This window comes from Paenibacillus sp. 203 (assembly GCF_037027525.1).
Lineage (GTDB): Bacteria > Bacillota > Bacilli > Paenibacillales > Paenibacillaceae > Paenibacillus > Paenibacillus polymyxa_B.
The window spans coordinates 1-423 of the sequence record NZ_JAXCHD010000055.1 but is presented as its reverse complement, the minus strand read 5'-3'; the positions used below and the strand labels follow the sequence as shown (position 1 = coordinate 423).

At 58.4% G+C, this 423-nt stretch carries 1 protein-coding gene; it reads left to right on the top strand.

From position 1 onward, the window contains the following. Positions 1-26: 26 nt before the first annotated feature. Positions 27-423 (top strand): Ig-like domain-containing protein (locus WA407_RS26350; RefSeq protein ID WP_442952060.1); only part of this gene is annotated, 397 nt, incomplete at its 3' end.

Sequence of the window (423 nt, the reverse complement as noted above, 5' to 3'; positions counted from 1 at the left end):
CGGAAGCCGTGAACCATGCGCCGACGGTGGAAACGTCGATCAGCAATGTGACGACAGGAGCCGCGGATGGAGTTAAGACGGTGAGCCTTGCGAGTGTGTTTGCAGATGAAGACAGCGACGCGCTGACGTACACAGCAACCTCGACGGATACGGGCGTGGCGACAGTAGCGGTAAACGGAAGCGACCTGAAAATTACGCCAGTGAACGCCGGAACAGCCACGATCACGGTTACGGCGAACGACGGCAAAGGCGGGACAATAAACAGCCAGTTCAACGTGACGATCACGCCGGTGATCCCGGAAGCCGTGAACCATGCGCCGACGGTGGAAACGTCGATCAGCAATGTGACGACAGGAGCCGCGGATGGAGTTAAGACGGTGAGCCTTGCGAGTGTGTTTGCAGATGAAGACAGCGACGCGCTGA